Source organism: Pseudomonas sp. GV085, assembly GCF_003050925.1.
Classification (GTDB): Bacteria; Pseudomonadota; Gammaproteobacteria; order Pseudomonadales; family Pseudomonadaceae; genus Aquipseudomonas.
On sequence record NZ_QAOV01000001.1, the window covers coordinates 622,490 to 649,258 of the forward strand.

Genomic DNA, 26,769 nt, shown 5'->3' on the forward strand with positions numbered 1-26,769 from the left:
GGCATTGGGCTCGCTGCCATCGGGTTCAAATGCCATTGAAGCTGTGGCGCCGCTCGACAGTTCTGTCGACAAATCTTGAATTCATGGTTTGCACGTCGGGGCTCATGCTATCGGTGACTTGAGGGTAAAGTCGGCGATAACCATCCTGCGCAGTCTGCATGATTGCACCGCGATACTCGGTCGCCGCCGAGAGCACACCGGTTGCTCCTCCACTCAGAATGGTTGCCATTGTCCCGCGTTCAGCAGTGGGTAAATCAGTGACGAGTCCTGCAAGGAATTCGACTCCTCTCGCAGCGCCATAGCTGTACACAGACCCGGCAATCCTGCCGGCGGCCCCGAACAGCGTATCGAACAGGGGCGGTCGTTGCAGTGATTCGGAGCCTGCACTGTACCTTGTTGCCGGGTGGCGACCTCGCAGCCACGTGCCGACGAATCCATCTGCTCCCTCTACCACCGGGCTTATCCAGCTGCGCATGATCTCCGGTACAAATTGACCGAAGGCCCCGTTGAGTCCGGTAGGTACTGAATAGGCTACCGCTGTCCAACCGATGGTCGGTAAACGTTGCTGCACATTGACACTGCCCCAGGGGAAATTTTGTCCATGGCCTCTGAGTATCTGTTGCGAGATTTCCCGGGCAATCGAACCTGCCGCCATGCCGATTCGATCGATGGCGACTTGATTAAGCTCGACCTCTTCTGTATCGGTTGACCCTTCGTTGGCACTCCAAAGCGCCGGCTGAATGCCGGCAATGAACCCGAAAACGACGCCGGCTGCCACCGCGCCAGGAAAAGCCCTGGCAGCCAAGCCTCCTCCTACAAGTGCTACAGCGACCCCGTCAAACGCACCCGCGATTATTTCCAGCGCATTGTTGGTTGCACGCGTGGCAGGTAAGGCGTTGAGTGCGGCAACCGCCGACATTTGCGCCAGGCCGCCCGCCCCTCGGGAGATGAGGTCGCGCATAAAGGCTGACGTTGCAGCATTGCGCAGTTGTCCCGTTGATGCCGGTTGGGAGTGATCATCCGCCAACCCGGCGAAATCGACATGGCCAACCGGATTGCCATGCACCATGGCAAACAGATTCAACCCATCGGAGATACCTGACGGGTCTGCGTTTAACCAGCGCTGACACCACGGCACGTAATAGCGAAACCCGTAGTAGTACAACCCGGTGGCATCCCGTTCCTGGCCGCAATAGCGCAGCGTCTTGTAGCCGGCTTCGAGTTTGTTGCGCCCGGCCCACCAGCAGGTTCCGCCGTAGGGGTAGTAGCTTTCCCGGGAGATGAGCAAGGCCGCTTCGTCCAGCTCCAGGGCGCTGGAGCCCAAATGATCGGAAAAACTGTAGCGATGCTGGTTCTGGGGAATGCCGGCTGGCGGTTCAGTGTGCCAGTGCAGGATTTGCACCGTGCTGCGTCCGGCCTTGATCGTCACGACATGCAAGGTCTCTTCGGCAGTAGTGCGGACTTCCACACCTGGCAAATATCGGGTTTCGTGGGTGCGGATCAATGTGCCGGTGTAGGCCTGACGGATTTTTCGCTGACGCAGGCCACTGCCGTCGTACACATAAAACTCGCAATCGTCCGGTTCATCTTCACGCACTACCTGGTCGACCTGCCGCAGTTGGTTGCGCAGATCCCATTGCAGGGTTTGCCCCGGTTGAAGCCCGATACGGTTGCCGTTGAGGTCATGACCGACGGTAATTTCCTGTTCGTCGGGCAGTTCGCCATCGGGCTTCTCGGGGAGGCTGCGATTACTGAACCGGGCGACAGCTGTGCGTTCGGTACGGCTGGCGCTGTCGGCCTGATGCTGCATGACCGTCAGGTTGCCGGCTTCATCGTAGGTGTAGAAACGCGTGTAGTTTTCCAGTTGTCCGGGGTCGGCGGTGGACTGGAATTCCGGTAGCTGTGGTCCACCTGGCGCGTTGCGCCATTGCCGACCGCTGGCCTCGATCAGTCGGTAGAGGCTGTCGTAGCGGTAGCGACTGACCGGCTCGATGCGCTGGTTGCGGTGGAAGTGAGTCGCTTCAGCAGCGTCGGTGATGCAGGTGACATTGCCCACAGCGTCGTATTCGTAGCTCATGTCTTGCAACGCCGGGTGCCCTGGCGCATAGGCTTTCAGGTGTTGCAGTCGGCCGTCGTCGGGCCGATAAGTCGCACATGAAACAACGCCGTTTCCCGCGCGTTGTTGTTCGATCTGGCCGAAGGCGTTGTACTGAATGTCCCGGACCAGCGCCGTTTCCTCGGTTTGCCCGGCGAGTTTCAGACGAACCTCACGCAGTTCGCCTGCACGGGTATGAGTGAACGTCTGCCGGTTGCCCAATGCATCGGTCTGGCTGACGGTCTCACTGGCGGCGTTGCAGTGAAGGCGAGTGATGGCTGGTCCGTTCTCCAGCAAGACGTCGCGTTCAGGCTCTGACTCAGGCCAGTCCACCAGCCATTGCGGATCGGCGATGAAGGTGCGGCCATGCTGCAGCGGCGTAGCGTTCAGACTGAACTCGGTGAAGCGCAGGGTGCCGGCGGTGTCGTCGTGCCGTGTCAACCGACCGCGCAGGTTTCGGCCGGCATTGGCGTCGGTATCGGCATAGGTGAACCGTGCGATACAGCGTTCCGATCCTTGCCATGCGCGCTCGAACGTAGCGATCGGGCGGCACTGCGGGTCATAGTCCACGCGGCCCTGGCTTAGCTTCTGATCCCAGCCTTCAACACTTTGCCCGTGCGCGCCGAGCAATCCCAGGCGCCAGCCGGCGTCGCTGTTCAGCGAAAGCACGACAGCGCCCGACAAACTGAAGACGTTTTGCTGATTGGCCGCCGTCTGACCGACTTGATGCAAACGGAACAGACGTGGATCACGAATCAGCACAGCGCGACCGGCGCCGTCATATTCCTGCCGGGTGATGCAAGGCTCCGGTACCGACGCACGCTCGCGCCGGTGATACATCACACCGCGCACGCTCAGCCCGCGCGGGTCAAATACCTGGATGGCCGGAGTATTGGCGTGGGGCATAGTGAGTTTGCCCATGATTTGGCGGGACAGCCCTTCTTATCCACTTGATGCTGGTTGGCAGTCAACTGTCAGAAATAACAGGTCCGCCCACAGTGGCGTCATAGCCACGGCAGGTCTGTCATCATTCCTGGCAGTTACGGTCATTGCTGTCGGACGCGGTCTTGCGGACAATCAATGCCTGTTCTCGCTCATGGATTTGCAGGTATGTCGCAACAGATCTTTTTCGCCCACGCCAATGGTTTTCCTTCGGGGACCTACGGCAAGCTGTTTGCGGCGCTGGCACCCGAGTTTCAGGTGACGCATCTGGAGCAGCACGCCCACGACCCGCGCTTCCCGGCGGACGACAACTGGTACAACCTGGTGGATGAGCTGATCCATCACCTGCAACAACAGGCCGAGCCCGTGTGGGGCGTCGGCCACTCCTTCGGTGGCGTGTTGCACCTGCATGCGGCCTTGCGCTGCCCTGAGTTGTATCGCGGGGTGGTGATGCTCGACTCGCCAGTGCTGACCCGAACCGATCGATGGGTCATCCGGGCGGCCAAACGTTTCGGTTTCATCGACCGCTTGACGCCGGCCGGGCGGACTCTTGGTCGTCGTGAGGAATTCGCCGACCTCGAAAGCGCGCGCAAGTACTTCGCCGGTAAAACCCTGTTTCGCGGTTTCGACCCGGAATGCTTCGATGCCTACCTGCAACATGGCTTGCACCAGGTCGATGACAAGCTGCGCCTGCGGTTCGACCCGGCCACCGAAATCAGTATCTATCGCGGCGTGCCGCACACCAGCCCGGGCAGCACTCGGCAGTTGCGAGTGCCGCTGGCGGTGGTTCGCGGGCACAACAGCCGCGTGGTGATGCGCCATCACGCAAGTTCAGTCGACCGCCTGCCGTTGGGCGAGTCGTTGACCATGCCCGGCGGCCACATGTTTCCGCTCGAACGTCCCCTTGATACCGCTGAAATGCTCAAAGGCCTGTTCTACCGCTGGGACGGCCGTCGACAACAGGATTGCGCATGAGCCACGTCGTCGAAGAGGTCCGCCTGAGCCTGCCGCACATCGAACTGGCGGCGCACCTGTTCGGTCCTGAAGACGGTTTGCCGGTCATTGCCCTGCATGGCTGGCTGGACAACGCCAACAGCTTTGCCCGTCTGGCGCCGAAGCTCAAAGGCCTGCGTATCATCGCCCTGGACATGGCCGGTCACGGTCATTCCGGGCATCGCCCGCCGGGAGCCGGTTACGCCATGTGGGACTACGCCCACGATGTGCTGCAGGTCGCCGAACAGCTTGGCCTGCGTAAATTTGCGCTGATGGGGCATTCGATGGGCGCCATTGCTTCGCTGATCATCGCCGGGTCGATGCCCGAGCGGGTCACCCACCTGGCGTTGATCGACGGCATCATTCCTCCTACAGACAAAGGTGAAAACGCTGCCGAGCGAATGGGCATGGCCCTGCAAGCGCAACTGGATCTGCGGGAAAAGCGCAAACCGGTCTACGACACCCTGGACCGAGCCATCGAAGCGCGCATGAAGGGCCTGGTGGCGGTCAGCCGCGAGGCCGCTGAACTGCTGGCTCAGCGTGGTCTGATGCCGGTGCCGGGCGGTTTCACCTGGCGCACTGACAATCGCCTTACGCTGCCATCGCCGCTGCGTCTTACCACCGAACAGGCCATGGCCTTCGTCCAGCGGATCAAGTGTCCTGCAACACTGGTGGTCGCGGCTGACGGCATGCTCGCCAAACATCCTGAATTGCTGGAGCGTCTACCCTTTAGCCGGGAACAGCTGCCGGGCGGCCACCATTTGCACCTGAATGACGAGTCCGGTGCCGAGCTTGTCGCAGACTGTTTCAATCGGTTCTTCGCCATTCCTTGACTTGCGCCGGGCAACTGTCGAGGCTTGGCGGGTTGAAATGGGAGACAACCATGATAGATCTCTACACCGCTGCGACCCCGAATGGCCACAAGGTTTCTATCGTGCTCGAAGAACTCGGCCTGCCCTACACGGTGCATGCCCTGAGTTTCGACAAGAAGGAACAGAAGTCCGCGGACTTCCTCAAGATCAACCCCAATGGCCGGATTCCGGCGATTGTCGATCGCGCCAACGGCGATTTCGCCGTGTTCGAATCCGGCGCCATCCTGATTTACCTCGCTGAACAGACCGGCAAACTGATGCCGAGCGACCCGAAGGGACGTTCGCTGGTATTGCAGTGGCTGATGTTCCAGATGGGGGGCATCGGCCCGATGCAGGGTCAGGCCAACGTGTTCTTCCGCTACTTTCCGGAAAAGCTCCAGGGCGCCATCGACCGCTATCAGCATGAAACCCGCCGCCTCTACGAAGTGCTCGACACGCGGTTGCAAAGCGTCGAGTTCCTCGCCGATCAGTACAGCATTGCCGACATCGCCACCTTTCCCTGGGTGCGCGGCTACGAGTGGTCGGGCGTCTCGGTGGAGGGCTTGACGGCGTTGCAGCGCTGGATGGCGACCCTGGAGGCCCGGCCGGCGGTGCAGCGTGGTCTGCAGGTACCGCAACGTGCCGATGAAGCCAGTGTCATCAAGGGCGCCCAGGCCATGCTGATCCGATGAGTCTATCCATGCGTTCATTCAGTTTGCTGGTGCTGTGCAGTTTCAGTCCCTTGTTGTTCGCCGCCGATGCTCCGGGCAGTCAGGACCTGTCGATAGTGCCGCGCATGGTCGACGCCCGGATCGTCGATTATCGCCCCGCCGCCGAACTGGAGCGAATCTACCCGTTGGGTTCGATTCGTAAAATCAGTGGCCAGTTACGTTTCGACGGTCAGGTCAGTGCCCGCGGCAACGTCACTTCGGTGACCTACGAGTTGCCATCGGAGCACTCATCCATCGAGGCGTTCACCGCTGCCCGCGAGGCTTTGCAACAGCAGGGCGCCGGGTTGCTCTTTTGGTGCCAGGCGCGCGATTGTGGCGAAAGCAGCCTCTGGGCCAATCAAGTCTTCGGCAACGCCAAGCTGTACGGCGCCGACGATCAACAAGCCTATCTACTGCTGCGACTGGCCGCTCCGCGGGACAACACGCTCGTCGCGCTGTACAGCATCACCCGCGGTAATCGCAAAGCCTACCTGCATGTCGAACAGTTCGAAGCTTCGGCACCGCTGGGCGAGCTATTGCCGACCTCTGCGACCTTGCTGCGTGAACTCAAGAGCACCGGTGAGCTCGATTTTTCCACGTTGAACGGCGCACCTGACGAGACCTGGCTACGCCTGATTTCTCGCGGACTGAATCTGGACACCACTTTGCGGGTCAGTATTTCCGGAGCGAACGCCGAAGCCTGGCGTCAGGCCCTGATTGGCCAGGGCGTGCGTGCCGCGCGGATGGAAACCGGCAGTGCCGAAGGCTCTGGCCTGCACATCGAGCTATTGCGCTAGGCTGTACCGGGCGAGCGTGCACGCTGCGTTCGCCTACTCTTTTGCTGACTGACTTTTTCGAGATTTTTGATGATCAATAACGATCGCCTGTTGGTGCAGATCCTGCTCGTGGCGTTGTTCGGCGCGAGTTTCTGGGTGATGGCGCCGTTCTGGTCGGCGATGTTCTGGGGCGCGGTCCTGGCATTTGCCAGCTGGCCGCTGATGCGCTTGTTGACCCGTTGGCTCAATGGCCGCGAGTCTCTGGCGGCGGCCTTGTTGACGCTGGGGTGGATGGTGCTGGTAGCGGCACCGCTGGTGTGGCTGGGTTTCAACCTTGCCGATCATGTGCGAGATGCCACGGCATTCATCAAGGATGCGCAGGTCGAGGGGCTACCCGAAGCACCGGTGTGGCTGGGTTCGATTCCCCTGGTGGGCGAGCGGCTGGTCGGGATCTGGAACAGCATCGATGAGCAGGGCGCGGCGATGATGGTGTCGCTCAAGCCATATCTGGGGCAGGTGGGTAACTGGTTGCTGGCGCGCAGCGCGCAGATCGGCGGCGGTATTCTCGAACTGACCCTGAGCATCGTCTTCGTATTCTTTTTCTATCGTGACGGGCCGCGCCTGGCGGCGTTTGTCCTCACGTTGCTGGAGCGGCTGATCGGTCAACGGGCCGGCTACTACATTGAACTGGTGGCGGGCACGGTACAGCGGGTGGTGAACGGTGTGATCGGCACCGCGGCGGCCCAGGCGATCCTGGCGCTGATCGGGTTCCTGATTGCCGGCGTACCGGGTGCGTTGGTGCTCGGTATCGTGACGTTCATGCTCAGCCTGATCCCGATGGGCCCGCCGCTGGTATGGATTCCGGCAACCGCGTGGCTGGCCTGGAAAGGCGAGTACGGGCTGGCCATATTCCTCGGCATCTGGGGCACATTCGTCATCAGCGGTGTCGACAACGTGCTCAAGCCGTACCTGATCAGCCGTGGCGGTAACCTGCCGCTGGTCATTGTGCTGCTTGGGGTGTTTGGCGGGTTGATTGCCTTTGGCTTTATCGGCCTGTTTATTGGCCCGACTTTGCTGGCCGTGGCCTACAGCCTGTTGATCGACTGGAGCAAGACCCAGGCACGGGCTGAAGATCGCCGGCCCTGAAGCTCCAGGGGCTGTAGCCCACTGACCCCCACCTGAGGGTCAGTGGGCTTTTTGTGGCTGTACAGGGCCTCATCGTCGGAACGCCGCCCGGAGCAGGCTCGCTCCCACAATGGGCTAGTCTTGCCGGAGCCGTCGCGACGATTTACCGATCATCGGGTCCCGCAGCGGCGCTGGTTCCGCTACAATGCGCGCCGATTTCGACTTGCCTGAGAGCCCACTCATGTCCGCCTGCCAGACTCCTATCATCGTCGCCCTGGATTTCCCTACCCGTGACGCCGCACTGAAGCTGGCCGATCAGTTGGACCCGAAGCTGTGCCGGGTCAAAGTCGGCAAGGAACTGTTCACCAGTTGCGCTTCGGAAATCGTCGGCACCCTGCGCGACAAGGGTTTCGAAGTGTTCCTGGACCTCAAGTTCCACGACATCCCGAACACCACCGCGATGGCCGTCAAGGCAGCTGCGGAAATGGGCGTGTGGATGGTCAATGTGCATTGCTCTGGCGGTCTGCGCATGATGGCCGCGTGCCGTGAAGTGCTGGATCAGCGCAGCGGTCCGAAACCGCTGCTGATCGGCGTGACTGTGTTGACCAGTATGGAGCGTGAAGATCTGGCGGGTATCGGTCTGGACATCGAGCCGCAAGAGCAGGTTCTGCGCCTGGCCGCCCTGGCGGAAAAAGCCGGGATGGACGGCCTGGTGTGCTCGGCCCTGGAAGCCCACGCGCTGAAAACGGCGCATCCGTCGCTGCAACTGGTGACCCCGGGGATTCGCCCGGCGGGCAGCGCCCAGGACGATCAGCGCCGTATTCTGACGCCACGCCAGGCGCTGGATGCCGGTTCCGACTATCTGGTGATCGGTCGTCCGATCAGCCAGGCGGCGGATCCGGCCAAGGCGTTGGCTTCGGTTGTGGCTGAAATCGCTTAAACACTGCTAAACCTGTAGGAGCGAGCCTGCTCGCGATGAGGGCGTATCAGTCGACCTTTATGCTGGCTGATACACCGCCATCGCGAGCAGGCTCGCTCCTACATTGGTTTGGTGTTAAACCTTCAACACCAACTTCCCGAAATTCTCGCCGTTGAACAATTTCATCAGTGTCTCCGGGAAGGTCTCCAGTCCTTCGATGATGTCTTCCTTGCTCTTGAGCTGCCCCTTGGCCATCCAGCCGGCCATTTCCTGTGCAGCGCTGGCGTATTGGGCGGCGTAGTCCATCACCACGAAACCTTCCATGCGCGCGCGGTTGACCAGCAGCGACAGGTAATTAGCCGGGCCCTTGACCGCCTCCTTGTTGTTGTACTGGCTGATGGCACCGCAAATCACCACCCGCGCCTTCATGTTCAGGCGGCTCAACACCGCGTCGAGAATGTCGCCACCGACGTTATCGAAATACACGTCGACACCTTTCGGGCACTCGCGCTTGAGACCGGCGAGGACGTCTTCGCTCTTGTAGTCGATAGCCCCATCGAAACCCAGTTCATCGATCAGGAACTTGCACTTGTCGGCACCGCCGGCGATGCCCACCACACGGCAGCCTTTGATCTTGGCGATCTGCCCGGCAATGCTGCCCACGGCGCCGGCCGCACCAGATAGCACCACGGTGTCACCGGCCTTAGGAGCGCCGACGTCGAGCAGGGCGAAGTACGCCGTCATCCCGGTCATGCCCAGTGCCGACAAGTAACGTGGCAGAGGTGCCAGTTTCGGATCGACCTTGTAGAAGCCTCGCGGCTCGCCGAGGAAGAAATCCTGCACACCCAGGGCGCCATTGACGTAATCCCCGACCGCGAACCCCGGGTTGTTCGAGGCAATGACTTTGCCTACACCCAAGGCGCGCATGACTTCGCCGAGTCCGACCGGCGGGATGTAGGACTTGCCCTCATTCATCCAGCCACGCATGGCCGGGTCCAGGGACAGGTATTGGTTTTGAACCAGGATCTGACCCGCCGCCGGTTCGCCAACCGGTATTTCCTGGTAGGTGAATGTCTCACGGGTCGCCGCGCCGACCGGACGTTTGGCGAGCAGGAATTGGCGATTGGTCTGGGAGGTCATGGCAGGCGCTCAAGATGAATGAAGCTTTGTTGATAGCCGGTCAGCGACGATGCCGCAAGTTCGGCTGATGCGGCGAATGCAGGTTGATCCAGTGCAGTGATAGTTGGTACGGCAGTTCCATCACTGCAACTCATGAGCGCCCAACCGGAGCCTTGATAGTGCTGCCGTGTTCAAGACCGCCATGGCTAGACTGGCCCTACGCGATTCCCCGTTTTCTTATCTTCGAGGACATAACAATGAGCATGACGTTTTCCGGCCAGGTGGTTGTGGTGACAGGCGGGGCGGCCGGTATCGGCCGCGCGACCGCCCAGGCATTTGCCGCCGAGGGCCTGAAGGTCGTGGTGGCCGATATGGACGTGGCGGGCGGCGAGGGCACGGTGGCACTGATTCGTACAGCCGGTGGCGAAGCGACCTTCGTACGCTGCAACGTTACCCTGGAAAACGATGTAAAAAATTTGATGGATGAGGTGATCAATACTTATGGTCGCCTCGACTATGCCTTCAACAATGCCGGCATCGAAATCGAGAAAGGCAAGCTGGCCGAAGGTACGCTCGACGAGTTCGACGCGATCATGGGCGTCAACGTCAAAGGCGTCTGGTTGTGCATGAAATACCAATTGCCGCTGCTGCTGGCGCAAGGGGGCGGCGCGATCGTCAATACGGCATCGGTGGCCGGCCTTGGGGCCGCGCCGAAAATGAGCATCTACGCCGCCTCCAAGCATGCGGTGATCGGCCTGACCAAGTCGGCGGCCATCGAGTACGCCAAGAAAAAGATCCGGGTCAATGCGGTATGCCCGGCGGTGATCGACACGGATATGTTCCGTCGCGCTTATGAAACCGACCCGAAAAAAGGCGAGTTCGCCAACGCCATGCATCCGGTCGGTCGCATCGGCAAAGTCGAAGAGATCGCCAGCGCGGTGTTGTACCTGTGCAGCGATGGCGCGGCGTTCACTACGGGTCACTCATTGGCCGTTGACGGTGGTGTAACAGCGTTCTGAAGCAATGCATCGCTATTGAAGGAATAGTTGCAACCTGTGGGAGCGAGCCTGCTCGCGATGAGGGCGTATCAGTCGACATTAATATTGGCTGACACACCGCTTTCGCGAGCAGGCTCGCTCCCACAGTTTTTTGGTTCCGCTAAAGGGCCGGGCAATGTGTTTCAAATGATTAGAGCAATGGGTTTTGGCGGCGTTGTCGCACATGTATTCGAACACTCCTGTGATTAACTGCTGCTCGCAAAATCAACAGGAGTTTGCTTGCTCATGGAATTGAGAATCGACCGACAGGCGCTGGTGCCCGTCGTACAGCAAATTGTTGACGCGCTGACCTGCTGGCTTCGTTCCAGCAGGGTGTCACCCGGTACGCGCCTGCCTTCGGTGCGACAGATTGCGCGGATCAACTTGCTCAGTCAGGTAAGCGTCACGCAGGCCTGCGAACGCCTGGTGACGCAGGGAATGCTGGTGTCCGGTCATGGGGCCGGCTATAGGGTGGCCGACCCGGCATTGGCTACGGTTGCCAGGCACGAGCCTGCGTGGTTCGACGGGGCGGAGCCCGAATACGGGGCCTGGTCGAGTGAGTTGAGGCTGGGGTGTGGCGGGATGCCTGAAAGCTGGCGCGAGACCGACGATCTGAGTTACGCGATTCGGCAAGTCAGTCGTACCGATACGGCCAGCCTGTTCAACTACAGCACGCCGCTGGGGTTGCCTGCCTTGCGGCAACAGATACTCAGGCGCCTCAGGCAGCTGGGCATCCGGGGGCAGGACAACCGGATCATGACCACGACGGGTGCCAGTCAGGGGCTCGACCTGATTGTGCGGACATTGTTCAAGGTCGGTGACTGTGTGGTCGTGGAAAGTCCGGGTTATCCGGTGCTGTTCGATCTGCTCAGGCTGCACGGCATCCACGTGGTCGGGGTGCCGCGAACACCGCGCGGGCCGGACGTGGACCTGCTCGAATCGCTGCTGGTCAAACACCGGCCTCAAGGGCTGGTCATCAATAGCTTCTACCACAACCCGACCGGCAGCAGCCTTGCACCGACGGTGGCGCGCCACGTGCTGCAGCTGGCCAGGACTTTTGGTGTGCAGGTGATCGAAGACGACGTCTATGCGGATTTGCACAGTGGTTCCGGTACGCGACTGGCTGCGCTGGACGACAACGTGATTTACGTGGGCAGCTATTCCAAGACACTCAGCAGCTCGTTGCGGGTCGGTTTCGTGGTGGCCGGTTCCGAAGTCATTACGCGTCTGGCCGAGGTCAAGATGATCACTGGCATGGGCGCCTCACGATTTTGCGAGTCGGTGCTGGCGTGCCTGCTGGCTAACGGTGCCTACGGCAAACTGGTGCAGCGTCAGCGCCAACGCTTGAACAGCGACCGGCTGTCGGTGTTGCAACTGCTCGAAGATGCCGAATGGGAGGTTTTCGGCAAACCGGCGGGAGGCCTGTTCATTTGGGCTCGATCACGGATGTCCGACGACGATCAGGTGCGGACCCAGGCACGGCGCCTGGGTGTACTGCTGTCATCGAAGACCGCCTTCACCCCCTTGGGTGAGGCCAGTGACTGGCAGCGTATCAACGTGGCCTATGCCTGCGACCCACGTGCCCGTGCGCTCTTTCAGGCCACTGCCGGGGATCGACCTCCAGCGTTCTGAAAACGACGTTGATGTAGCTTTTTGCCATTATTCAGGCAGCAGAGCCTTGTGTTGCTACTGGCCCGTTGCGAATCTGCGTCTACAGACTATGGCAGGGGACTAAGTGCAATGAATTCGGCCGTGCAAGGACGTTTTGCCAACCTCGGTATGGCGAAAAAACTGGGTATAGGGTTTGTCCTGGTGCTGTTGTTGACTGCGCTGGTGGCGGGCATTGGCGTGTGGTCCCTGCAAACCATCAGTCAGCGCTTCGACGGGCTCAAGCAAATGTCATCGCTCAACAGCGGTTTGCTCAAGGTGCGGCTGCTGGAGCAGGAATACGCCTTGCACGGCAATCCGAAAACCGTCGACGCCCTGCACGAGGGCGTCGATGGCCTGATCGCCCTGGCCGGCCAACTCAAGGCCGCGTCTGCGGCCAACGTGCCGGTGATGAACGATGTCGAACAGTCTTTGGGTGCCTATCGCAAGGTCTTCGACGAGTTTGTCTCGCTCACCCAGACCAAGGACCTGGCGCTGGAAATGGCCAGTTGGTCGGTGTCCAGCGTGGCCAATAATCTTGATGTATTGCAGTCCGGGCTCGCTGATGACGGCGCCTATACCCTGAAAGATTCCGAAGGCAAGGACGGTGCGCAATTCCTCGAGCAGGCCAGCCAGGTCAGCCAGGTTTCACGCCTGATGCTGCAAGCCATGAATGAAGCGCGCGTGCGTCTGGATCAAAGCCGCAAAGGCGACGACAGCGCCGGGCAGGGCAAGATCGAACAGGCCAGCCAGGCACTGACCCAGGCCGAGCAGCTCAAGACCACGGTCAAGGATGAGGGTTACCAGACCGTCCTCAATGAGGTGATGGGTCATATCGCAAGTTTCAGTGACAAGCTCGCCGAGTACATCGACCTGCTGGAACAGGAAAAAACCGTTTATCAGCAATTGCACCAACGCGCAGCCCAAGTGGTCGAGCGAGTGGATCAGGCTTATGTCGCGCAAGACCAGGCGATGCAGGCTGAACTGAAAAAGAACTCGCTGCTGATCATTGGCTCTTCCGCCCTGGCCTTGCTGGTTGGGCTGGTTGCCGCGTGGATCATCACCCGCTTGATCGTGGCACCGCTGCGCAGTGTGATTCATGTGGCGCAGCAGATCGCCTCGGGGGATTTGAGCGCGACCATCGACGTGACCCGTCGTGACGAAATCGGTCAGTTGATGCAGGCAATGCAGCAAATGGGCGCGGGGCTCAGCCATATTGTCAGCGGCTTGCAGTCGGGTATCGAACAGTTGGCGACTTCCGCCCAGTCACTGTCGGCGGTGACGGAACAGACCAATCTTGAGGTCAGTTCGCAGAAGGAGGAAACCGAACAGGTCGCCACCGCGATGAATCAGATGACGGCCACGGTGCACGATGTTGCGCGCAATGCGGAAGAAGCCGCGTTGGCCGCGCAAACAGCGGACGGCAAGGTTGAAAGCGGTCAGCAGGTGGTGCGCCAGAGCATGGCACGAATCGAGCAGTTGGCGGATTCAGCCACCTCGGCCAGTTCGAGCATCGAAAGCCTGAGTGCGGAAATCCACAATATCGGCACAGTGTTGAGTGTGATCAAAAGCGTGGCAGAGCAGACCAATCTGCTGGCATTGAACGCGGCGATCGAGGCCGCGCGGGCCGGCGAGCAGGGCAGGGGCTTTGCGGTGGTGGCCGACGAAGTGCGCGCGTTGGCCAAGCGAACCCAGCAGTCGACCGAGGAAATCGAACGCCTGGTCAGCGCTTTGCGTTCGGCGGCGCAGTCCTCGGTGCAGCAGATCCAGAGTAGTGGCGAGTTGGTGAAGCTGGCGGTCAGCGACGCATTGCAGACCGAGAGTGCGCTGGGCAGTATTGCCGCGGCGGTATCCTTGATCCAGCAGATGAACCAGCAGATCGCCGCGGCAGCCGAGGAACAGAGCTCGGTGGCCGAAGAGATCAACCGCAGTGTCACCAGTATTCGCGCCAGTGCCGACCAGTCATCGCTGGCCATGCAGGGCAATGCAGCGTCCAGTATTCAATTGGCGCAACTGGGGGTTGAACTGAAGGGGATGGTGGGGCATTTCAGGCTTTGAAAGCTTCCTGTAGGAGCGAGCTTGCTCGCGATGTTCCCGAGAGCGCCATGTTTAACCAGTAAACAAGCGTTATCGTTAACGTCCATCGCGAGCAAGCTCGCTCCTACAGTTACAGTGGCTTTCGCTGATCAGTCGTAGATCGCTTTCTTTTTCCAGTCCGCGTCGGCCTCGACGTCTTTTAAGCCTTCGGTCAACTGGTTGACTTCGCCTTCGACCGGCGCAATGCGATCCATGACCTGGTCATTGGCACGGGCCAGGAGTTTTTCCAGATATTCCAGTTGCTCGGCGTAGACCTGTGGTTCCTGTTGTTTGCGTAGGTACTGCACGCCGCGTTCGAATGCCAGGCGAGCCTGTCCGGGCTGGTTCTGTTGCAGGGAATGCTGGCCGAGGTTGTTGAAGAACTCGATGTGCAGCAGCACCAGGATGTGGCGCACTTCACGAATCCAGCGCTTGGCCTCGTTGGGGGCCAGGAAGCCGTCCTGTGCCGCGCGGGTGATCTGGCCGTGCAGGGCTTCGAGCAGGAAGCGTACATCCTTGGCCTTGGCTTCGGTCTGGATCGGTGCTGGCGGATTGTTGACCGGGATGGATTCACCCTGGCCGACAAGGGCTTCCAGCTCGACGATCCGTGCCTTGAGGTTGGCGCTGGATTTCTCCAGGTTGAGCAAGCGCTGGCAGACGTTCAGTTCCAGGCGGGCGAGCAGCAGTTTGAGTGCCGGGGTCATCAGCTGGCCGGGGAACGTCTCGGTGATTTCGCCGCAGCGACGCAGACGATCATTGAGCTCGATCTTGGTACGGGTCTTTTCCAGCTTGTTGTTTTCCAGCACATGGTTCATGAAACCAATGGCGATCAACAGGGCGATCCCGGCTACGACGAGCAGGGTGATCATGAGTGGCGTCACCGGTAAGACCTCTTTATAGGTTGTGCATGCGAGTCGGGTGGCTTGGCATTTGAGCGCCCTGGCCCGCACGACGGGTTGGATCGGACATGCTTGTGCTTATATCGGCCGCAGCCCCGTTTCTATAAATGATGGCACCAGATATACAAAGTGCCATCATTGGGTGGACTATAACGTCTTGGCGGGTGCCGGAATATAGGCGTCAAACGCCGGGCAGCGGAAAACCGCAACGGCTCCCAAAAGCAGGGTGAAGTCATTGATTTAAATAAATTTATATCAGGGGGTTGACGACATCTCAATCCATCCATAGAATGCGCGCCACTTGCAGCGTAAAGCACACAGCGAAACGAAGCAGGGAGTGAATGTTGTACGTGTGTCCCCTTCGTCTAGTGGCCTAGGACACCGCCCTTTCACGGCGGTAACAGGGGTTCGAGTCCCCTAGGGGACGCCAATGCGGGAATAGCTCAGTTGGTAGAGCACGACCTTGCCAAGGTCGGGGTCGCGAGTTCGAGTCTCGTTTCCCGCTCCAATTTTAAACAGCGTTGCTTTCGGGCAGGGCTGAGTGAAACCAGAACCAAGTCTTCGGATGCGGCTCTGGACACCGAAACACACACCATGTGTTCCGGGTAGCGTGTCCCCTTCGTCTAGTGGCCTAGGACACCGCCCTTTCACGGCGGTAACAGGGGTTCGAGTCCCCTAGGGGACGCCATTTGCGGGAATAGCTCAGTTGGTAGAGCACGACCTTGCCAAGGTCGGGGTCGCGAGTTCGAGTCTCGTTTCCCGCTCCATATTTAACGAAAACGCCGCTCATTGAGCGGCGTTTTCGTTTGCGCGTAAAAAACCGGATCAACCGCTGAGGCTCTGTACCAGGCTTTCGAGCGCTTCAATGGTTTTTTCATCCTGCACCGGTTGTGCAGCGGCAGCCGCTTTGATTTGGCGTGCCACTCGGTATTCGCTGGGTGTGCAGTTGGCGAACTGCTTGAAGGCACGAGCGAAGTAGGAAGGATCCTTGAAGCCGGCCTCATAGCCGATGCTGGTAATCGGCATCTGGCTGTTGTCGAGCAGATCCTTGGCGAAGTTCATGCGCTTGTCCAGGATGTAATCCGTGAAGCCAAGCCCATTGGCCTCCTTGAACAGGCGGCTGAAGCGAAATGTCGTCATGCCGCAGCGCTGCGCCAATTCCCTTTGATCGATGCTGTCACGAAAGTGCTGTTCGATGTACAGCATGACATTGCTCAGCGCCTGGTGCTTTTGGTGTCCCGAGGTCAGCCGGATGCTTTCCGGCAGGGTCGGGGAGTGGTCGATTTGCGAAGACTTGCCCCGGCCGTTGGTATTTCGACGCAGCTCGCAGAGTTGCACCACCGCCGTCAGGTAACGCTTCCTCTCGGTGCTCGAGAGCGGGAGCACCATGTATTCCCAGACGCTGGAGCGCATGGCCCATACAGCCAGTTCCTCCGAGTGCTGCACGGTGAACATGGTGATCGGGATGGTGGGGGTGGTGTGTTTGATCTCCAGCAACAGCCGCAAGCCTGGCGTGTCGGGGCGATCAAAATGGACGCAGATCATGTCTGCGTGTTCCCCGATGGGCAACACGGAATTTTTCGCCAGGTTGCAGTCGCAGGTGTCCTCGAACTGCGCGGCGAGTTCTTTCGTGGACCGATCATGAGTCAGATCGAACCACAGGAGCGATGGCCTTTTGGTCAAATTGGACGTCATGTCTCTACTCTGGGGTTCTGGGTGACTCACATTGCTAAGGAGTATTGCCAAGGTGCTATCACTTTGCAGATTTAATCCTGATAGGAAAGACGATTTTTAGTTCTATTCGCTCTATGGGTTGCCTGGAAGGCAGCCCTGGGTGAATGTTTGTTGGTGTGTTATCGACAAACCTGGCTCGAACCGTTTGTCGCTTGTGAATCAGTGACAATTGTCTTTGCGTTTCAGTGCCTTGTTTACCCCCACCTGTTACTTCTGCAAAAGCCAATGCTGCGTATTTGGCCGCCCCGCAAAAAAGTCCTAGCGATGTGCAAAATCCTCCTAACGCCTATGCCTGCACCCTGACTAGGGTTGCATCAGGCAGCACAGAACGTACTGCCTCCGGAAAACAACTTTCGAGTGAGGTGGGCAAAATGATCATGCAAACAATCAAGGCTTCGGTAGTGAAGTTCATCAACGATGAAGATGGCCTGACCATTGTGGAATATGCGGTGGCCGGCGGGCTAATAACCCTGGCGGTTGCCACTGCGTTTACCTCCTTGGGCACCGCCATTTCCAAACAGCTCGGTTTATTAGCTACTTGTATGGCCGGTGGGGCGTGCAAGTAAGTCTATTCCCTGTGAGAGAGATGCAGCAGAAAAAACAACATTCGAGTGAGGTGGGCAAAATGATCATGCAATCGATCAAGGCTTCGCTAGTGAAGTTCGTCAAAGACGAAGATGGCCTGACCATTGTGGAATATGCGGTGGCCGGCGGGCTAATAACCCTGGCGGTTGCCACTGCGTTTACCTCCTTGGGCACCGCCATTTCCAAACAGCTCGGTTTACTAGCTACTTGTATGGCCGGTGGGGCGTGCAAGTAAGTCTATTCCCTGTGAGAGAGATGCAGCAGAAAAAACAACATTCGAGTGAGGTGGGCAAAATGATCATGCAAACGATCAAGGCTTCGCTAGTGAAGTTCGTCAAAGACGAAGATGGTCTGACCATTGTGGAATACGCGGTGGCCGGCGGGCTAATAACCCTGGCGGTTGCCGCTAGTTTTACCACCTTGGGCGGCGCCATTACCACGCAGCTCGGTAGGCTAGCTACTTGTATGGTCCCCGGTGGGGCGTGCGTGTAAGTCTATTTCCAGTGAGAGAGATGCAGCGATGCCTATTGAGCAGATGTTTACATCAATTGTTCTGTTAGGGCTGCTAGGTATTGCGGTGGTGAGCGACCTTCGTCGCCACCGCATCCCCAACCTGCTGGTTCTTTTAGGACTTGTTTTGGGTTTGACCAGTCAGGCTTACGCCAGTGGAGTTGAGGGGCTTGGTAATGCTGCGCTGGCCATGCTGATCGGCTTTGCAGTGTTTCTACCCATGTACGCCCTGGGCGGTATGGCCGCCGGGGACGTCAAGTTGATGGCCATGGTCGGATGTTTTTTTACACCGCATGATGCGTTGTGGACGGCGCTTTTCAGTCTGATGGCCGGTGGTTTGTGCGGTTTTTTGATCATCCTTTTTCGTGGCCAGCTGCCGCAAACCTTAGCGCGCTATTGGTTGATATTAAGGGCGCGAACCTACTTGGTTCCGGCGGTAGATGAAGTGGCCGGAAAGCCTTTCCCATACTCCGTTGCAATTTTGCTCGGAACCCTGGCCAGTGGCTATTGGCTGTTGATCGGCCCGTAGCCCAGGAGGCTAGTCATGCATGTAATCGTCGATAGTGGCGCCTACCCCAGCGATCGGAACGCGGTGCAACGGTTGGCGCCTCAGCCCTGCACTATCCGTGAAACCGGCCTGACCGACAGTTTTCTCGGCGAGTTGGTGTGCAAACATTTGTTTGATGCCGGCGTGCTGGACATGTCGCGGCTGGTGGACCGTCTGGCGCTGACCGGCGCGGTACTTGAAGAGGTCCTGGCGTTTCTGCGCAAGGATGGCCGCGTCGAAGTGCTGGGCCAGGGGAGTCAAACGGGCGGGCAGATGCTGCGTTATGGCCTGACCGAACGTGGTCGCAGTGCCGCCCGCGATGCGCTGTCGCGCAGTGGCTATATCGGTGCGGCACCCTTCCCGGTGAGTACCTACCGGTCCCTGATCAAACTGCAGACCATTCACCATGGTCGCATCAACGCCAACGATATGCGCAATGCCCTGGCTGGCGTAGTGCTCACGGAGGAGATGCTCGATCAGTTGGGTGTGGCGATGAACTCCGGGCGCGCGATCATGATTTATGGCCCCGCGGGTACCGGCAAGACCTATGTCAGCAGTCGGCTGATCCGTCTGTTCGCCGAGGCCATCTGGGTTCCTTATGCCATCGTCATCAACGAGTCGGTGATCGAGATCTATGACCCGCAGGTGCATCAGCGCCTCGATGAAAATGCTCAACAGAACAATCTGATGCTCAACGAAGGGATCGACCGTCGACTGCTGCGCTGCAAACGCCCGATCGTCATCACGGGCGGTGAGTTGAGCATGGAGCAACTGGATGTTCGCTATGACCCCTTCACCCGTCAATACCAGGCCGCCTTGCAGCTCAAGGCCAGCAATGGCCTGTTCATCATCGACGACATGGGGCGCCAGCGCATGGCACCCGCCGAGCTGTTCAATCGCTGGATCGTCCCGATGGAAGAGAAACGCGATTTCCTCAACCTGGGCGGCGGTCGGCATTGCGAGTTGCCGTTCGATCTGATTCTGGTGTTTTCCACCAACCTCAATCCCCTGGAACTGGCCGATGAGGCCTTCCTGCGCCGGATTGGCTACAAGCTGCAGTTCGGTTACCTGAAACCCGAGCAGTACGAAAAGATCTGGCGTATGGAAAGCGAGCGTCTGGGCATTTCCTATGACCCGCTGTTGGTGCGTTATGCGCTGCAAAGGCTTTATGCAAGTGAAGGCATGCCCCTGGTGCCTTGCCATCCCCGCGATCTCCTGAACATGGCGCTCGATCGCCAGCGTTATATCGGCGGTTCCGGACCACTGTCACCGAAAGAGTTGGAATGGGCCTGGCACAACTACTTCGTCCAGCTCGACTTTCTTTGATACGGAGATACTGACATGAGCTCTCGTACGCTGACCCTGATAGGCGTTTCCTTGGCCATGGGCCTTGGCGCTGCATGGATGGCCGACTCCTGGCTGAGCGCGCGGCTCAATGCCAGCCCGGATGACCACCTGCGAAGCGTGGTGGTCGCCACGGTAGAGATTCCATTCGGGCAGATGGTCGAGGCCCAGCAGCTCACGACCGTACGCATGCCCATGGATACGATCCCGGACGATGCCTTTGATGCCAGTGAAAAAGCCGTGGGCAAGATCGCAACGTTCGACATTCTGCGGGGCGACATCGTGCGCGGTGCGCGTCTGAGCGAGCACCTGGGGGGCAGCACCCTGGCCTCTTTGATTGCCCCGGACAAACGTGCCATATCGGTACGCGTGGACGATGTGGTCGGCGTCGGCGGATTCCTGTTGCCGGGTAACCGGGTCGATGTACTGGCGACCAAAACCACCAATGCCGGGAGTAACAGCGCTTCCTCCAGGACCATCCTCGAGAACTTGCGGGTGTTGGCGGTGGATCAGACCGCGGGTACCGACAAGACCCAACCGGTCGTGGTACGCGCCGTGACGCTGGAGATGTCGGCGGCTGAAGCGGAAACTCTGGTCACGGCACAGACGGAGGGCAAGTTGCAACTGGCGCTGCGTAACCCACTGAACCTCGAAAAGAAAACTGCAGCCGTTGCGCCTGCCGCTCCGGTCATGGCGGTGGCTACCGCCACAGAGCCAAAACGCGTGGTACTGCGTAGCAGTGGCGAGGGTGGCGGGGCTATTACCGTTATCCGCGGTACCGAAGCCAATGTAATCAAAATTCGCTGACCGGGCGCAACAGGTGCCAGGGCACCACGGTATTGGCGGAGTCGATCCGGATCGGTATCGGCAATCGAGGGCTTGATGATGAATCTTCGTATTCAGCGGCCGGTCACTTCGACGCCAAGGCGCCAGGAAGGATCGGTGAGTGTATTGATGGTGATCTCGTTGGCGGCGATGGCCATGATGGCGGCGTTGGCTTTGGACGGCGGGCATATGATGCTGAACAAAACGCGCTTGCAGAATGTGGTGGACGCCGCCGCCCTGAGTGGCGCCAAAACCCTGAGTCAGGTGGAGGGTGGCATCAACAGTGTCACCGCGGCTAACGCAACACGCACCGCCGCGCTCAATACGCTGATACAAAATGCCAATGCCACGGGCAACAACGAATTGGCCACAGCGGTCGGCGGCAACGCCGGTGCATTTGCAGTGGTGGAACTGGCAAGCAGCGTCTATGGCCCGTTCACCTTTCCCGGGCCGACGGATGCCAAATACGTTCGGGTATCGGTACCGAGCTATAACCTGACGGGATTTTTCTGGAACTTTGCCCAGGCATTCGGCCCTGGTGGCCTGGGAGCCAAAGCGGTGGCGGCGATTGCCACCGCAGGCCCCAGCCCTACCAACCCCTGCGATCTCTCACCTTTGATGGTCTGTGGTGACCCGACTCAAAACAATCCTGGCGCTGGCCTGTTCTGGGGCTTCCAGTTTGGTGATTTGCAGGTATTGAAGACGGCTGCCGGCAATTCGTCTCCCCTTGAGTCTGGCAACTTTCAGTTGATCGATTTTGGCTCGGGCGGCAATCAGGTCAAGGAGGATCTGGCCGGAGGTGGCAAGGTCTGTCGCGATGTGGGGCAAAATGTCCAGACCGCCCCTGGCAACAAGGTCGGCCCTACCTCTCAAGGCCTGAATACACGCTTCGGCATCTATCAGGGGCAGGTCAGTGCCTCGGCCTATCCGCCGGATCTGGTGACGACGTCCAGCACCCCCGCGATCACTTATGACGACTCAGTCACCCCTCCACAAAAGATGTACCAGGGGCAAGCCGTCACCTCGAGCAACGGCAATCTCACGGCGGGTAGCAACTCGATACTGGACTACAACGACTGGCGTGCGAGCGTTGCCGCGTGTGTGGCGGGGGGGGGTGGTTGTCAGGGCAATGGGGTGTTCGAGCGCCGGATGCTGAAAGTCGTGGTGGGCAACTGCACCGGCAAACAGGGCGGTTCAACCTCGGTCCCCGTCCTCGGTTTTGGTTGCTATTTCGTGGTGCAACCCATGGATGGCGGCGGCACGGATTCGCAGATCTTCGGTCAGTTCGTGAAGACGTGCGAAGGCGACAACGTGGCCGGCCCCTCACCGTCAACCTCTTCCGGCCCGCAGATCATTCAGCTCTACAAAACCTATCTCAACGGCAGCGGCACTCCGAGCACTGACTCGTAGGAGGCGTCATGAGACTTCACGGATTTAAACACCGGCAGCGCCAGCAAGGCCTGGCCATTGTGGAATTCACCCTGGTCCTGCCGGTGTTGCTGCTGCTGTTGCTGGCCTTCGGTGAGTTCGGCCGCATGCTCTATCAGTACAACCTGCTGCTGCAGGCCAGCCGCGATGCCGACCGTTTCGTCGCCAGTCAGGCCTGGGACTCGACGCTTGGCAAGGTCGCTCTAAGCCCTACGCTGCAGGCTCAGACGAAAAACGTTGCGGTGTTTGGCGTGCCTGTCGACACCGGGATTGCTGTGGTGTCAGACCTGACAATTGGCAACGTGGACGTTGCCGCAGTGGGCATCGACCATGTGCGGGTCACCATCACTTACATGTTCTGCCCGGTGATTGGCGGTGGCAAATGCGCCGGATCGATTCCCGGCTTTTTTGGTAATCAGATTGCGCTGAGCATTCCGCTGGTCGCCACTACCGTGATGAGGGCCCTGTGATGAACAGAAAAAACATGCATGGCACCTATACGGTGGAGTTCGCCTTCATTGGTCTGCTGGTGTTCACGTTGTTGTTCGGCGTGGTGGAAATAGGCCGCCTGTACTTCACGGTCAATGCGCTGGATGAAGCCGTGCGCCGCGGTACGCGCCTGGCGGCGGTGTGCAATATCAGTGATCCGGTGGTGTTGCGGCGGGCTATCTTCAATGCTGCGACCGACGCAGGTAATAGCCAGCTGATCGGCGATCTGGCCACCACCCACCTGACGTTGACCTATCTGGACGTGAACGGTGCGCTGGTGGCCAACCCCGCTGACCTGGTCAGCGTCAATGGTTTTCGTGCCATCCGCTATGTCCGGCTGAGTCTGCAAAACTTCGTTTTCAAACTGTTCATTCCCGGGTTTGGCGTTCCCATTACCTTGCCCGCATTCAGGGCAACGTTGCCACGCGAAAGCCTCGGGCGTCATTCCGATTCCGGGGAGATCACGCCATGCTGAACACCAAGGACACTCCTCTCTCCAGTTCGACCGGCAAAGCCGGGCTCAGGTTGCTGATCAGCAGCCGTGATGCCACGTCGTTGCGCGACCTGCAGAGCGTCTGCCAACGCATGCCCAGCCTGGAGGTGAGTACTCGCCTGGTGAGCAATGGGCATGTCGACCCGCTCTACGGTCTGGACCGGATGCCCGATCTGTTGCTGTTGCGCGTCAGCCACCTGTGGCGTGAAGAGCTGGCGGCCCTGTTGCAGCGCCCGGCCCATGAGCGTCCGCCGATGTTGGTGTGCGGGCTGCTGAGCGAACAGGAAGCCATGCGCCTGGCGATGCAGGCCGGCGCCCGTGACGTGCTGCCGGAGCCCGTCGCCGAGACAGAACTGGTCGGCGCCTTGAATCGGCTGGTCATGGAGGTTCGGACCGGCAGTGGGACAGAAGGGAAATTGCTCGCCGTGATCAGCGCCAAGGGCGGATCCGGCGGCACCATGCTGGCCTGCAACCTGGCTCAGCAGCTCAGCATGAAAGGTGGCAGTACCCTGTTGCTGGACATGGACCTGCAATTTGGCAGCGTGACGCATTACCTGGATGTGGCGCAGGCGCACAGCCATCTGGAGGTGTTGCATCAGATCGACGGCATGGACAGCGTCGCGCTACGGGGTTTTTGCAGCCACTTCAGCCCGACCTTGCATGTGCTGGGTGGCCGGGCCGGTGAGCTGTGTCTGCCGCAGGATGCTCAACCCGAGCAACTTGACACCCTGATGCAGTTGGCCCGCGCCAGCTATGACTGGGTAGTGATCGATCTGCCACGGCAAATCGACCACCTCACCGGCTCCGTGCTGGAACAGGTGGATCGGGTGTACGTGGTGGTGCAGCAGAGTGTCAGCCATCTGCGCGATGCCAGTTCCCTGGTGCGGATTCTTCGTGAAGACCTGGGCGTGCGAGGGGATCAATTGCAGATAGTGGTCAACCGCTATGACAAGGCGGCAGCGGTCAGCCTCAAGGATATCGGCGAGGCGCTGCGCTGCACGAATCTGGCGAAGTTACCCAACGACTTCAACCTGGTCAGCCAGAGTCAGAACACGGGTGTGCCATTGGCTCTGCATGCGCCGAAGGCAGCAATCACCGTTGCCCTGTGCAACGTGGCCGATGACTTGGTCGGCAAGCAGATGGCTGGAAAAAAAGGCGTGCTCAAACGCGCCTTCAACCGTTTTTTCGGGGGGTGACCCATGATCAGCGACTTTCGTAACCGCTTGCGCAAACAATCCGCTAAATCCGCCTCATCGCAGGCTAACCAGCCGGGTGACGACCAGCTGGATCCGGCAGAGGAAGTAATGGCGTGGGAACGTGCAACGCCGGACGTTCTTTACGAAACCAAAAGTCAGGTCACCCCGGTGGAGGCCGAGTGGCGAGAAAAGATCTACCAGCAGTTGCTCAAGGTCATGGACCTGTCCTTGCTGGACTCCCTTGAACAGGCTGAGGCCGCACGGCAGATTCGCGATATTTGCCAGCGTCTGCTCGATGAACATTCGGCACCGGTGAGTACGTCCAGCCGCCAGTTGATCATCAAGCAGATCACCGACGAAGTGCTCGGTCTTGGCCCCCTGGAACCATTGCTGGCTGACCACAGCGTGTCCGACATTCTGGTCAACGGCCATGCCTCGGTCTATGTCGAGCGCTTTGGCAAACTGCAACGCACCGATGTGCGCTTTCGCGATGATCGGCATTTGCTGAACATCATCGATCGCATCGTCTCCAGCCTGGGGCGGCGTATCGACGAGTCCTCGCCCTTGGTGGACGCCCGGCTCAAGGACGGTTCGCGGGTCAACGCGATTATCCCGCCGCTGGCCATCGACGGCCCGAGCATGTCGATCCGGCGCTTTGCGGTGGACCTGCTCAATACCGACAGTCTGATCCAGGTGGGGACGTTGACCCCGGCCATCGCCCTGTTGCTCAAGGCGATTGTCCGTGGGCGCTTGAACGTGCTGATTTCCGGCGGTACCGGCAGCGGCAAGACCACCATGCTCAATGTCCTGTCCAGTTTCATTCCGCACAACGAGCGGATCGTCACCATCGAGGACTCGGCCGAACTGCAACTGCAGCAGCCCCACGTGGTGCGCCTGGAAACCCGGCCTTCGAATATCGAGGGGCGCGGCGAGGTGAGTCAGCGGGAGTTGGTGCGCAACAGCCTGCGGATGCGGCCGGACCGTATCGTGATCGGTGAAGTGCGCGGCGTCGAGGCGCTGGACATGCTGACCGCGATGAACACCGGCCACGACGGCTCGCTGACCACGATCCACGCCAACACCGCGCGTGATGCGTTGGGGCGGGTCGAGAACATGGTGTCGATGACCGGGGCTACTTTCCCGATCAAGGCCATGCGTCAGCAGATCGCTTCGGCCATCGGAGTGGTGATCCAGCTGGAACGCCAGGAGGACGGCAAGCGCCGCCTGGTCAGTGTGCAGGAGATCAACGGCATGGAGGGCGAGATCATCACCATGACCGAAATCTTCTCCTTCGTGCGCCATGGCATGGGCGAAAACGGCGAAGTGCTGGGTGATTATCGGCCTAGCGGCATGATCCCCGCCTTCCGCGATGTGCTGGCCAAGCGCGGCATCGAATTGCCGCTGACGATGTTCAGGCCTGAGTGGATGGAGGCGCGGCAATCATGAACCAGGTTCCTGGTGAGTACATTCTGATGTTCCTCGGCATGGTGTTTATCGCCGTCTTCCTCCTGTCCCAGGGCGTGGCGGTACCGGTATTCGGCGAGGCCGGCAAGATGCGCAAGCGCATCCGCGGCCGCCTGCACGTAATGGAGAAAGCCAATAATTTGCCCAACATGCAAACGGTATTGAGGCAGAAGTACCTGACGCGATTGTCGCCCCTGGAGGCCAGGCTTGAGCAGCTGCCCTTTATGGAATCACTGACGCAAATGATTGAGCAGTCCGGACACGAATACCGGGCCTATCGGGTATTGCTGCTCGGGCTGGTGCTGGGTGTCTGGGCGGGTATCTTGATCTGGATGGTTTGGTCAGTCTGGTGGATGGCGCTGGTGGCAGGTTTCGCGCTCTTCTGGTTACCCATACTGAAAATTTCTCGCGACCGTGGCAAGCGTTTCGCGGCGTTCGAGGAAGGCCTGCCGGATGCGCTGGATGCCATGTGCCGCGCTCTGCGCGCCGGGCACCCATTCAACGAAACCCTGCGTTTGGTGGCCGAGGAGCACAAGGGGCCGGTGGCTCATGAGTTTGGCCTGACCTTCTCCGATATCAACTATGGCAATGATGTACGCCGGGCCATGCTCGGCCTGCTGGAGCGGATGCCGAGCATGACGGTGATGATGCTGGTGACCTCGATCCTCATCCATCGCGAGACCGGCGGCAATCTGACCGAGGTGCTGGAGCGTCTGAGTCGGCTGATTCGCGGGCGCTTCCGCTTTCAGCGCAAAGTCAAAACCCTGTCGGCGGAAGGGCGCATGTCGGCCTGGGTACTGGTGGCGATTCCCTTCGTGCTGGCGATCGCGATCATCGTCACCAGCCCCAAATACCTGCCTGTGCTGATTAATGATCCCCTAGGCCACAAGCTGATCATCGGGGCGTTCTGCGCCATGTTGATCGGGATTTTCTGGATACGCAGAATCATCCGGATTCAGGTTTGA

The 26,769-nt window shown here is 59.6% G+C and carries 25 protein-coding genes, 4 tRNA genes and 1 pseudogene; 26 read left to right on the forward strand and 4 right to left on the reverse strand.

Features of this window, described 5'->3' with window-relative positions:
* Positions 1-25: 25 nt before the first annotated feature.
* Positions 26-3,016, reverse strand: coding sequence for an RHS repeat-associated core domain-containing protein (locus tag C8K63_RS02880; protein WP_256594885.1), 2,991 nt, complete (start codon positions 3,014-3,016; stop codon positions 26-28).
* A gap of 189 nt (positions 3,017-3,205) precedes the next feature.
* On the opposite strand from C8K63_RS02880, the gene C8K63_RS02885 reads away from it, so the two are divergent.
* The 6 genes from C8K63_RS02885 (at position 3,206) to pyrF (ending at position 8,432) form a co-directional block, all read left to right on the forward strand.
* Complete coding sequence (locus C8K63_RS02885; protein WP_158273921.1) at positions 3,206-4,012, forward strand: alpha/beta fold hydrolase; 807 nt, start codon at positions 3,206-3,208, stop codon at positions 4,010-4,012.
* The gene (locus tag C8K63_RS02890) at positions 4,009-4,863 is read left to right on the forward strand and encodes an alpha/beta hydrolase (RefSeq protein ID WP_108215303.1); all 855 of its coding nucleotides are present in this window, start codon (positions 4,009-4,011) and stop codon (positions 4,861-4,863) included. The genes C8K63_RS02885 and C8K63_RS02890 overlap by 4 nt, the downstream gene beginning before the upstream one ends.
* 50 nt (positions 4,864-4,913) lie before the next feature.
* Positions 4,914-5,573 (forward strand): glutathione S-transferase family protein, encoded by a 660-nt coding sequence (locus C8K63_RS02895; RefSeq protein ID WP_108215304.1) that lies wholly within the window; start codon positions 4,914-4,916, stop codon positions 5,571-5,573.
* 8 nt (positions 5,574-5,581) lie between these two features.
* Complete coding sequence (locus C8K63_RS02900; protein WP_108215305.1) at positions 5,582-6,388, forward strand: DUF4892 domain-containing protein; 807 nt, start codon at positions 5,582-5,584, stop codon at positions 6,386-6,388.
* A gap of 69 nt (positions 6,389-6,457) precedes the next feature.
* Entirely contained in the window at positions 6,458-7,513 is a 1,056-nt protein-coding gene (locus C8K63_RS02905; protein ID WP_108215306.1) for an AI-2E family transporter, read from the forward strand.
* A 220-nt stretch (positions 7,514-7,733) separates the two neighbouring features.
* The gene (gene pyrF, locus C8K63_RS02910; RefSeq protein ID WP_178086777.1) at positions 7,734-8,432 is read left to right on the forward strand and encodes an orotidine-5'-phosphate decarboxylase; all 699 of its coding nucleotides are present in this window, start codon (positions 7,734-7,736) and stop codon (positions 8,430-8,432) included.
* Positions 8,433-8,546: 114 nt separating this feature from the next.
* On the opposite strand, the gene C8K63_RS02915 is transcribed toward pyrF, so the two are convergent.
* On the reverse strand, positions 8,547-9,551 hold the full coding sequence (locus C8K63_RS02915) for an NADP-dependent oxidoreductase (protein ID WP_108215308.1): 1,005 nt from the start codon (positions 9,549-9,551) through the stop codon (positions 8,547-8,549).
* A 236-nt stretch (positions 9,552-9,787) separates the two neighbouring features.
* On the opposite strand from C8K63_RS02915, the gene C8K63_RS02920 reads away from it, so the two are divergent.
* The 4 genes and pseudogenes from C8K63_RS02920 (at position 9,788) to C8K63_RS31180 (ending at position 14,272) form a co-directional block, all read left to right on the forward strand.
* On the forward strand, positions 9,788-10,549 hold the full coding sequence (locus C8K63_RS02920) for an SDR family oxidoreductase (RefSeq protein WP_108215309.1): 762 nt from the start codon (positions 9,788-9,790) through the stop codon (positions 10,547-10,549).
* 264 nt (positions 10,550-10,813) lie between these two features.
* Positions 10,814-12,199: a PLP-dependent aminotransferase family protein gene (locus C8K63_RS02925; protein ID WP_108215310.1), complete on the forward strand. Its 1,386-nt coding sequence runs from the start codon at positions 10,814-10,816 to the stop codon at positions 12,197-12,199.
* A gap of 987 nt (positions 12,200-13,186) precedes the next feature.
* Positions 13,187-13,411 (forward strand): annotated as a pseudogene (locus C8K63_RS31175) (HAMP domain-containing protein); the annotation flags it as partial.
* Entirely contained in the window at positions 13,409-14,272 is an 864-nt protein-coding gene (locus tag C8K63_RS31180) for a methyl-accepting chemotaxis protein (protein ID WP_371920726.1), read from the forward strand. The pseudogene C8K63_RS31175 and the gene C8K63_RS31180, both read left to right, overlap by 3 nt.
* 128 nt (positions 14,273-14,400) lie before the next feature.
* On the opposite strand, the gene C8K63_RS02940 is transcribed toward C8K63_RS31180, so the two are convergent.
* Positions 14,401-15,159, reverse strand: coding sequence for a hypothetical protein (locus C8K63_RS02940; protein ID WP_177413209.1), 759 nt, complete (start codon positions 15,157-15,159; stop codon positions 14,401-14,403).
* Between the two features lie 384 nt (positions 15,160-15,543).
* On the opposite strand from C8K63_RS02940, the gene C8K63_RS02945 reads away from it, so the two are divergent.
* The 4 genes from C8K63_RS02945 (at position 15,544) to C8K63_RS02960 (ending at position 15,956) form a co-directional block, all read left to right on the forward strand.
* Positions 15,544-15,619, forward strand: a tRNA-Glu gene (locus C8K63_RS02945).
* A 2-nt stretch (positions 15,620-15,621) separates the two neighbouring features.
* Positions 15,622-15,697, forward strand: a tRNA-Gly gene (locus C8K63_RS02950).
* Between the two features lie 104 nt (positions 15,698-15,801).
* Positions 15,802-15,877 (forward strand) — tRNA-Glu (locus C8K63_RS02955).
* Positions 15,878-15,880: 3 nt separating this feature from the next.
* A tRNA-Gly gene (locus C8K63_RS02960) sits at positions 15,881-15,956 on the forward strand.
* A 58-nt stretch (positions 15,957-16,014) separates the two neighbouring features.
* Here C8K63_RS02960 and C8K63_RS02965 read toward each other — a convergent pair.
* Positions 16,015-16,884, reverse strand: coding sequence for a DNA-binding response regulator (locus tag C8K63_RS02965; RefSeq protein ID WP_108215313.1), 870 nt, complete (start codon positions 16,882-16,884; stop codon positions 16,015-16,017).
* A gap of 410 nt (positions 16,885-17,294) precedes the next feature.
* Between C8K63_RS02965 and C8K63_RS02970 the strand changes: the two genes are divergently transcribed.
* From C8K63_RS02970 to C8K63_RS03025, 12 genes are all read left to right on the forward strand, one after another.
* Positions 17,295-17,489 (forward strand): Flp family type IVb pilin, encoded by a 195-nt coding sequence (locus tag C8K63_RS02970; RefSeq protein ID WP_108215314.1) that lies wholly within the window; start codon positions 17,295-17,297, stop codon positions 17,487-17,489.
* 59 nt (positions 17,490-17,548) lie between these two features.
* On the forward strand, positions 17,549-17,743 hold the full coding sequence (locus tag C8K63_RS02975; RefSeq protein ID WP_108215477.1) for a Flp family type IVb pilin: 195 nt from the start codon (positions 17,549-17,551) through the stop codon (positions 17,741-17,743).
* A gap of 59 nt (positions 17,744-17,802) precedes the next feature.
* Positions 17,803-18,000: a Flp family type IVb pilin gene (locus C8K63_RS02980; RefSeq protein ID WP_108215478.1), complete on the forward strand. Its 198-nt coding sequence runs from the start codon at positions 17,803-17,805 to the stop codon at positions 17,998-18,000.
* Positions 18,001-18,028: 28 nt separating this feature from the next.
* Positions 18,029-18,547 (forward strand): prepilin peptidase, encoded by a 519-nt coding sequence (locus C8K63_RS02985; RefSeq protein WP_108215315.1) that lies wholly within the window; start codon positions 18,029-18,031, stop codon positions 18,545-18,547.
* 15 nt (positions 18,548-18,562) lie between these two features.
* Complete coding sequence (locus C8K63_RS02990) at positions 18,563-19,891, forward strand: AAA family ATPase (protein WP_108215316.1); 1,329 nt, start codon at positions 18,563-18,565, stop codon at positions 19,889-19,891.
* 15 nt (positions 19,892-19,906) lie between these two features.
* A complete protein-coding gene (gene cpaB / locus C8K63_RS02995) occupies positions 19,907-20,716 on the forward strand; it encodes a Flp pilus assembly protein CpaB (protein WP_108215317.1) in 810 nt (269 codons plus the stop codon).
* Positions 20,717-20,791: 75 nt separating this feature from the next.
* A complete protein-coding gene (locus C8K63_RS03000) occupies positions 20,792-22,144 on the forward strand; it encodes a TadE/TadG family type IV pilus assembly protein (RefSeq protein WP_108215318.1) in 1,353 nt (450 codons plus the stop codon).
* 8 nt (positions 22,145-22,152) lie between these two features.
* Complete coding sequence (locus C8K63_RS03005; protein WP_108215319.1) at positions 22,153-22,632, forward strand: TadE/TadG family type IV pilus assembly protein; 480 nt, start codon at positions 22,153-22,155, stop codon at positions 22,630-22,632.
* Entirely contained in the window at positions 22,632-23,126 is a 495-nt protein-coding gene (locus tag C8K63_RS03010) for a TadE/TadG family type IV pilus assembly protein (RefSeq protein ID WP_108215320.1), read from the forward strand. Before C8K63_RS03005 ends, C8K63_RS03010 begins: the two co-directional genes overlap by 1 nt.
* Entirely contained in the window at positions 23,120-24,340 is a 1,221-nt protein-coding gene (locus tag C8K63_RS03015; RefSeq protein WP_108215321.1) for an AAA family ATPase, read from the forward strand. Before C8K63_RS03010 ends, C8K63_RS03015 begins: the two co-directional genes overlap by 7 nt.
* Before the next feature lie 3 nt (positions 24,341-24,343).
* Positions 24,344-25,786 (forward strand): CpaF family protein, encoded by a 1,443-nt coding sequence (locus C8K63_RS03020; RefSeq protein ID WP_108215322.1) that lies wholly within the window; start codon positions 24,344-24,346, stop codon positions 25,784-25,786.
* Positions 25,783-26,769: a type II secretion system F family protein gene (locus C8K63_RS03025; RefSeq protein WP_108215323.1), complete on the forward strand. Its 987-nt coding sequence runs from the start codon at positions 25,783-25,785 to the stop codon at positions 26,767-26,769. Before C8K63_RS03020 ends, C8K63_RS03025 begins: the two co-directional genes overlap by 4 nt.